The sequence below is a fragment of the Candidatus Chordibacter forsetii genome (assembly GCF_964187505.1).
Lineage (GTDB): Bacteria > Verrucomicrobiota > Verrucomicrobiia > Opitutales > Seribacteraceae > Chordibacter > Chordibacter forsetii.
The window spans coordinates 1-7,149 of sequence record NZ_CAXLML010000099.1; the positions used below are offsets into that span (position 1 = coordinate 1).

The following is a 7,149-nucleotide window of genomic DNA, read 5'->3' on the forward strand; positions in this document are numbered from 1 at the left end:
CACCTTCATATCCATCATTTCCCACATTCTTGCAATTTTATTTAAATATTTTAATTTTGTTTGTTCGGTCGGAGTAACCATACAATTTTTCTTCTCCAACATAGATGAGGATGCATATTTCATACCCTTTTTTTCGGAACCTGCCATAGGATGGGAACCTACAAAGTATATTTGTTTATCTCTAAAAACTTCATCTGCTCTTTGGCATATTCCTTTTTTTAGGCTCCCAACATCAGTAACTATACAACCCGGTTTCAACCAACCAGATACCTGGGTGAGTTGATTCAAAATCAATTCAACGGGTGTGCATAGAATCACCAAATCGGAATTTCTTACTGCATCCTGTAAATCAATCAGTGCCCGGTCGCACCAGTCCGATTGTTCACACAACTCTTTTTTTTGCTCATTCCTCAGCCACACCCAAATCTCTCGGGCAATGCCTTTTTTCTTCAAACTCATTGCGATGGAAGCACCCAATAGGCCTGGACCTACTATGGTTACCCGATTAAATGAAATTAAATCTTCTTGAGACATTTTCGAAGGCGTGAAAGGTATTAGTTGTGAATGATGATACTGAAAAAGGGAAGGGTGAAGATCTAGACTGGGGAAATCCCCCTTCACCTGTCACTCCTGAGAATCGCAAAAAATCACAGCGCGCGCAATTGATTATTGGGATCCTTGCTTTAATCGGAATTTTTCTCCCTGGTCTTCTCTTTTGGTTAATAAGAGGTTGATTTTACTTATCGCCAATTAATTCAAACAAAGACAATGGTAAAGAGATGAAAAAGTCTCACGGATATTCTATTATCGAACTCATTCTCTTTCTCTGCATTACCGGAATACTTATCTTTCTAGCTATTCCCTTTCTTAAATCTTTTTCCAATACTACGCCCATTGAGGCTAATGATGCTTCTACCGACGCTGTTCGTTCAGGCACACCCTCAATTTCTCCACAAAATCCCAAGGACAGCAATCAGTCCACCGCTTTACCCTCAGTTGATTAATGGGTCGCAAGCTGCTATGGCTCACCGGAGGAGTGCTGGCAGTGTTTGCCCTGCTCTTTGGTATTTATTTTCTATTGCTTGAGATTGGCGGAGAGTCCGCTCGTCTTAGGATTAAGGAATTATGGGAATCGACCCGGAATACCCTGACTCATAACGGTCCGCTACTATTTCTGGCTATTGCCGTACTGCCCGGCTTGATATTACCAGTTGCTCCTTTACTTGGACTAGCAGGATTATGGGGGGGCGAGAATGGCCCGTGGCTTAGCTGCCTATATTGCACCCTTGCCTTGTTTGCTAATCTCTCGTGGACATATTGGCTCGCCCGTGGGCCAGCCAGAAGCTTATTAAGCAAACTCCTCGCAAGGACCCGTTTCCACTTACCTGAATCTACTCCGGGTAACATGCTCGAATGGGCCATCATTTTACGCCTGACCCCAGGGGTACCCTTTATCTTTTCCAACTATGGGCTCGGGCTTCTCGGAATGCCATTTACCCAGTACTTGCTTGTCTCTTTGCCCATTCTCTCCTTTACGGGCTGTGGGTATGTTCTTGCCTTTGCCGGAATTTTTGGGGGCGAATGGAAGTATTTATGGACTGGAGCCTGCATTATTGGGGTCACCGTTTTGTTGGGAAGGTTTGTCCTTAAAAGAAAGGGAAAGAGTGCAGACTGAATTGTTTGAGCAGGAAGAAGATCGTTCTACGGTTTGGTCGATCACTGGGTTGACCCAGGCGATTCGCAAATCTTTGCAAACGCAATTTCCGGTGGTTTGGGTGCGTGGAGAAATCTCCAACCTGAGAGTCCAGGCAAGTGGGCATCGGTACTTTTTACTCAAGGATAATAACTGCCAGCTAAAGACAGTATTTTTTCGCGGAGATGCATCGGGTTCGGCTTATCTACCATCGGAAGGTGACGAATGCCTGGCATACGGTGAAATTTCTGTCTATGAACCAAGGGGAGAATATCAGTTACGGATACGGCATTTGCTTCAGGATGGACTGGGCAATCTTCGACTCCAATTTGATCGGCTCAAAAAAAAGTTACTAGAGGAAGGACTATTCGAAGAGGAACGAAAACTTGCCTTACCCATCTTTGCACGGACTATTGGTATTATTACCTCGCCTGACGGTGCAGCTTTGCAGGATTTTATTAGTATTTTAAAGCGGCGAAACTGGAAAGGAACTATCTGGTTAATTCCCTCTTTGGTTCAAGGCAAAGAAGCCCCCGCTCAAATTATCAACGGGGTTAAAATAGCTTCAAAAATTCCTGATATCGACTTGCTTATTCTGGCCAGGGGAGGGGGATCGATTGAGGACTTGTGGGCATTTAATGACGAAGCTTTGATTCGTGCTATTGCAGATTGTCCGATTCCCACCATTTCTGCAATTGGTCACCAGACCGATTTTGTCCTTTCTGATTTCGTGGCCGATTTACGGGCGGAAACACCCTCTGCTGCTGCTGAATGGATAAGTTCCCAGTACCTCGAACAAATCGAACGCTTTCACCGGCTTGAAGAACGCCTACTTCGTGTACCACAAGATTTTCTTTCCCGGGCATCGGACAAACTTGCCCTGATTGAAGCGAGTTTAGAAAAATGTTCACCTCAGGCCAAAATGGAACGGCACCAACAGCAATTGGACGATTTGGAACACCGTCTCCAAACCTGTGTGGAAAACCTTTTGGAAAGAACCAACACCAAGCTTAATTCTATACAGCAAAGATTACAGGCAAACAGCCTGCCTTCAGCACTGAAGCGTGGATTTTCCTATCTTTCCGACAAGGAGGGAAACTTGGTTCGTTCCGTGAAGAATCTTCCCCCGGGCAAACGTATTACCGCTCATTTAGAAGATGGGGAGCGAACTCTCGAAGCACTTGAAAATGAGTTAGGCTAGATCGTGTTCCACAAACCTGCCTAAGGTTTTACAGCCCATTGACTCATATAAATTGCGAGCTCCCTGCCATTCACTGAAAAGTAAACATCCCTTGTAGCCAGAAGTTTGAGACTTAAGAATCATGCGATTAAGCAACTCCTCAGCCATTCCTTTGCCGCGTAATTCCTCTGGTACATACACCATATTAATCACCTGATACCGTTCAGTGGAACGGCCAAACCCGGCCATGGCGCAGAGTATATTTTCTGAATTCCTCAGAATAAATAAGTTTTTTGCAGCCTGCATTTGCTTGGCCATTTGGGTGATGGCAGCTAAGTCCATCGGTGGGTTCGCCTCCATTGCAAACTGATGAGCCCATACCCTTGCCCTTGGCCATTGTGTGCCTTCAACTCGATGTAGCTCATATCCATCCCGCGTGGTTGGATTTATTTTTGAAGTAGTTTGAAAGAGTTTAAAATCGCGAGCGGAAATACTTGGTTTATCTTTTGGTTGTAAATTTGCTGACGAAAGGAATTGGTTTACCAAATTTACCGGACCGCTGACTCCATCCAGTTTCCACTTCCTTAGATGAACATATTTTCCCAGGGCTTCGACTGCTTTTAAGGATCCACTCGATAGTAGGAGAAAATTTGAGGGTGTTAGCAGGGCAGATAAACGAACCCTTCCCCCTTGGAAAATATTTCCTGCCCAGCTTTTTCTCGAGGATTTTTCTCTGGTACGAATAATTTGCCAAAAGAGATTGTTCCATCCTTCCTCTTTTCTCAGATAAGGGAGGGCTTTGCGCTTCCAAGACGCAAATTCCAAGTATGACTGTACCCTAAATTTCAAATTTTTTTAGCAATTGAACGATCCAAAGTGCTTTCGGATGGTCAAGGGGGCAAGCAAGTAGTAGGAGATAGAATCATGGAAGGTTCTCAAAATCGCTACAATCAACGAGGCGTGTCTTCGAGCAAGGAGGAAGTTCACCGCGTGGTGGATCGTATGGACCGTGGATTATTCCCCGGGGCTTTTTGCAAAATTACCCCGGACGCGCTCACCGGACGGGATGATTTTTGCAATGTCATTCATTCCGATGGGGCAGGCACCAAATCGATACTTGGATATCTTTGGTATCGGGAGACTGGAGATGCCTCCATATTTAAAGGGATTGCCCAGGATAGTTTGGTCATGAATCTGGATGACTTGGCTTGTGTGGGTTCATGGGAAAGAGTGATGGTTTCCAGTACCGTTAACCGGAATGCAAGAAACTTTCCTGCCGACGCTCTGGCCGCTTTGATTGAAGGAACTGAAGAATTTTTACAATCCTTGCGGGATCTGGGCATTTCTGTACTCAGCGGGGGAGGGGAGACTGCAGATGTTGGAGACCTGACCGGCACGGTGGCAGTGGACTCTTGTGCCGTAGCGGTAATGGAACGTGACCGGGTGATTGATAATTCCCGAATTTGTCCGGGCTTAGCAATTGTCGGGCTATCCTCCAGCGGACAGGCAAGTTATGAAAAGATTGAAAATAGTGGTATTGGGAGCAATGGACTTACCAGTGCCAGGCATGAACTTTTATCGAAACATTATTTCGAACAATACCCGGAAACCTACGATTCCAAAACCCCGGAGGAATACATATACTGCGGGCCCTACCGCATGGCAGATCCACTCCCATGTTCTAGTTTGAGTGTGGGCCAGGCATTGCTCAGTCCCACCCGCACTTATCTGCCTGTAGCCAAGGCTATGGCAGAGGAACTTGGCGACCAACTGAAAGGCTTGGTGCATTGTTCAGGCGGTGGACAAACTAAATGTATGCGCTTCGGAACCGGCGTGCATCATGTTAAGGACAATCTTTTTGTTCCTCCTCCCTTATTTGCAGAGATTCAAAAAGCCTCTGGCACCACGGACGAGGAAATGCACCAAGTTTACAACATGGGACATCGCTTAGAAGCATATTGCCCACCCGAACATGCCGATCGAGTAATTGAAATTTCCAAATCCTTCGAGATTGATGCCCAAGTGGTTGGCCAAACCGAAGCCTCTCTACGCCCAGATCAAGCCAATCATGTAACCATCCGTCGGGATGGGGTAGAACTTACTTATGGCTGAAGAAACCCCGTCCCCCTCACTCTTACAAACCCGTAAAATTTTGGACGAGACTTGGGGGGATATCCATCCCCACGCTTGTTTGGTTTGCGGTTCCGGATGGGGGGAAATTGTAGACGGGCTGTCTCCCATTTCCAGTATACCGTATGAAAAGTTGCCTGGTATGGGCTCCACCACGGTTGATGGGCATGTGGGAAACCTCTGGCTTGCCAAGCCCGGTGGTCTAGATGTTCTAATTTTTCAGGGCCGTAGACACTTTTATGAAGGGGTTGGCTGGGAACCGGTCATTTTTCCCGCTCTTCTCGCCCACGCACTCGGAGTCAGCACTCTACTACTGACTAATGCCGCAGGGGGAATTCGGGAGGATTTGCAACCCGGTGACTTCCTGGCTCTTTCTGATCATCTGAACTTCATGGGGGGCAATCCACTAATTGGACAGTGCCCACACCCCTCTATTCCCCGCTTTCCCGACCAATCGAAAGTGTACGACCCAGACCTGCTCAATAAAATAAAACAGGTTGGGCACGCAACAGAACAGGAAATTAAGGAGGGTACCTACCTCGCACTTTCCGGACCTGCCTTCGAAACACCAGCGGAGATTCGGGCATTTGCCAGCTTAGGTGCAGACGCCGTGGGCATGTCGACGACACCAGAAGCCATGGTGGCAAACGGACTTGGTTTAAAAGTCGGGGCCATTTCATGCATTAGTAACCTGGCGGCTGGTCGGAACAGCGATGCACTTACGCACGAGGATGTCACGCGAACCTCGGAACTAGCTTTACCCCGAATGACCCGACTCCTCGCACACCTGATCCCCGCCCTGGCGGAGTAAAGAGTTTTTAAAGAAAGCGTGCCGAGTCTTCTCCCTGTGGCAGGGAACAAACTTCCTTTTTCCCAAACCACCGATAACGAGCAACTGCAACCATCCGGTAAACAAGGTCGCGTAAAGGCTTGGGAACAAGTAAAAAAACAACCAATAACCTCCAGGGCAATTTGAGTTTGCCTGCAATACGCAAACAGGCAGAGGAACGGTCATGAGCTCGTTTATTCTCAATAAAGATCATGCCATCCAAATAGTTTTCCGGATATCCGTATTTCATTAGCAAAGCTTTACCCGCTTCCGACTGCAAAGGAGCAAAGCGTAACAAAGTGGAATTTTCCCGACGCAAAATAAATCGGACCGCTCCGTCACAGAGGTGGCAAACCCCATCGAAAAGCACGACTGCATATTCTTCATCCGTGGGCATCTTGAAATTACTTATAATAAATTTCGGACAAGGAATACAGACAATTGTAAGAAACAAAGCTTTTCCCATTCGACTATCCGTGCACATCATAGTAATCAAAAAATATGGACCATCACGAACTGGAAAACGGGACCTCCCTCTCCCTCGATTTTAAGAAACTTGCCAAGGTTGTTGCCTGTGGTGAAGACCTCATACCCGCAGTCGCCCAGGATGCGGAAAGTGGGGAAGTTTTAATCGTTGGCTATGCCAATGAATTAGCCCTTAACACTGCTCTCGAGCAAGGTATGGCCACCTTTTGGAGTTCAAGCAGGAATGAATTATGGATCAAAGGAAAAACCTCGGGTGATTATTTAGAAATCGTAGAAGTCCGGGTAAACTGTGAACAAAATTCCATCCTCTACCGTGTGCGCCCAAAAGGGCAGGGTGCATGCCATGTCAAAGATGAGCAGGGTATTGCAAGAAAAGGATGTTATTATCGAAAAATTACTTCGGACCAATCCCTTCGCTTTTAATTATATCCTATGGGCGGAACTCAGGTTTCTTAAACCGAGTATCTTTGGTGATTTTTAACTCTTCTGACCGTTGTGGAGTATTCGTTGTTCGGTTAGGTCCCTATCCCCAAACAGACTCTTCTTAAATTATTTTTCAATCAGGGAAAGTGGTCGGACCTCATTACCAGAAACATTCGAAGCAAGAATACCTCTTTTAGTTTTAGGGTTTGAAATATTTTGAATAAGATCATCCTAGAATTCACTTGGGGGATCTTGAATTTATCGAAAAGTAATCCGAAGAATTGAAACGTAGTTTCTTTTCTTTAGTAATATGGGTTCTTACAAATTCCCTGACTTAGATGTTATTAACGCTTGTTCTACAACGGAAATTAGTTCGGGGTGGGTGCCTGAATCAGCCAGGTCTTGTTT

9 protein-coding genes are annotated in these 7,149 nt (G+C 46.1%); 6 read left to right on the forward strand and 3 right to left on the reverse strand.

Annotation, left to right across the window (positions count from 1 at the left end; genetic code table 11):
• A partial coding sequence (locus tag ACKPQ4_RS04640) for a prephenate dehydrogenase (RefSeq protein WP_407680040.1) occupies nt 1-534 on the reverse strand: 534 nt, incomplete at its 3' end.
• A gap of 245 nt (nt 535-779) precedes the next feature.
• On the opposite strand from ACKPQ4_RS04640, the gene ACKPQ4_RS04645 reads away from it, so the two are divergent.
• The 3 genes from ACKPQ4_RS04645 to xseA are packed head-to-tail and all read left to right on the forward strand — an operon-like array spanning nt 780 to nt 2,894.
• Nucleotides 780-1,004 carry a pilus assembly FimT family protein gene (locus tag ACKPQ4_RS04645; protein WP_407680041.1) on the forward strand — a complete coding sequence of 75 codons (225 nt, stop codon included), beginning with the start codon at nt 780-782 and terminating at the stop codon, nt 1,002-1,004.
• Nucleotides 1,004-1,675: a VTT domain-containing protein gene (locus ACKPQ4_RS04650; RefSeq protein WP_407680042.1), complete on the forward strand. Its 672-nt coding sequence runs from the start codon at nt 1,004-1,006 to the stop codon at nt 1,673-1,675. The genes ACKPQ4_RS04645 and ACKPQ4_RS04650 overlap by 1 nt, the downstream gene beginning before the upstream one ends.
• Nucleotides 1,665-2,894, forward strand: coding sequence for an exodeoxyribonuclease VII large subunit (gene xseA, locus ACKPQ4_RS04655; protein WP_407680043.1), 1,230 nt, complete (start codon nt 1,665-1,667; stop codon nt 2,892-2,894). Before ACKPQ4_RS04650 ends, xseA begins: the two co-directional genes overlap by 11 nt.
• Here the strand turns inward: xseA and ACKPQ4_RS04660 are convergent.
• The gene (locus ACKPQ4_RS04660) at nt 2,886-3,722 is read right to left on the reverse strand and encodes a GNAT family N-acetyltransferase (RefSeq protein ID WP_407680044.1); all 837 of its coding nucleotides are present in this window, start codon (nt 3,720-3,722) and stop codon (nt 2,886-2,888) included. The two genes, xseA and ACKPQ4_RS04660, sit on opposite strands and share 9 nt — an antisense overlap.
• Before the next feature lie 75 nt (nt 3,723-3,797).
• On the opposite strand from ACKPQ4_RS04660, the gene ACKPQ4_RS04665 reads away from it, so the two are divergent.
• Nucleotides 3,798-4,985, forward strand: coding sequence for an AIR synthase-related protein (locus ACKPQ4_RS04665; RefSeq protein WP_407680045.1), 1,188 nt, complete (start codon nt 3,798-3,800; stop codon nt 4,983-4,985).
• The gene (locus ACKPQ4_RS04670) at nt 4,978-5,814 is read left to right on the forward strand and encodes a purine-nucleoside phosphorylase (protein WP_407680046.1); all 837 of its coding nucleotides are present in this window, start codon (nt 4,978-4,980) and stop codon (nt 5,812-5,814) included. Before ACKPQ4_RS04665 ends, ACKPQ4_RS04670 begins: the two co-directional genes overlap by 8 nt.
• A gap of 7 nt (nt 5,815-5,821) precedes the next feature.
• Here ACKPQ4_RS04670 and ACKPQ4_RS04675 read toward each other — a convergent pair whose 3' ends face one another.
• Nucleotides 5,822-6,229, reverse strand: a complete 408-nt coding sequence (locus ACKPQ4_RS04675) for a thiol-disulfide oxidoreductase DCC family protein (RefSeq protein WP_407680047.1) — start codon at nt 6,227-6,229, stop codon at nt 5,822-5,824.
• A gap of 104 nt (nt 6,230-6,333) precedes the next feature.
• Here ACKPQ4_RS04675 and ACKPQ4_RS04680 point away from each other — a divergent pair, with 104 nt between their 5' ends.
• A complete protein-coding gene (locus ACKPQ4_RS04680; protein WP_407680048.1) occupies nt 6,334-6,741 on the forward strand; it encodes a phosphoribosyl-AMP cyclohydrolase in 408 nt (135 codons plus the stop codon).
• Nucleotides 6,742-7,149 lie beyond the last annotated feature (408 nt).

Bases quoted from the DNA above. Each gene is read 5' to 3' on its own strand.
- ACKPQ4_RS04645 (WP_407680041.1), top strand. From the start codon at position 780: ATGAAAAAGTCTCACGGATATTCTATTATCGAACTCATTCTCTTTCTC.
- ACKPQ4_RS04650 (WP_407680042.1), top strand. From the start codon at position 1,004: ATGGGTCGCAAGCTGCTATGGCTCACCGGAGGAGTGCTGGCAGTGTTT.
- ACKPQ4_RS04665 (WP_407680045.1), top strand. From the start codon at position 3,798: ATGGAAGGTTCTCAAAATCGCTACAATCAACGAGGCGTGTCTTCGAGC.
- ACKPQ4_RS04670 (WP_407680046.1), top strand. From the start codon at position 4,978: ATGGCTGAAGAAACCCCGTCCCCCTCACTCTTACAAACCCGTAAAATT.
- ACKPQ4_RS04675 (WP_407680047.1), bottom strand. From the start codon at position 6,229: ATGCCCACGGATGAAGAATATGCAGTCGTGCTTTTCGATGGGGTTTGC.
- ACKPQ4_RS04680 (WP_407680048.1), top strand. From the start codon at position 6,334: ATGGACCATCACGAACTGGAAAACGGGACCTCCCTCTCCCTCGATTTT.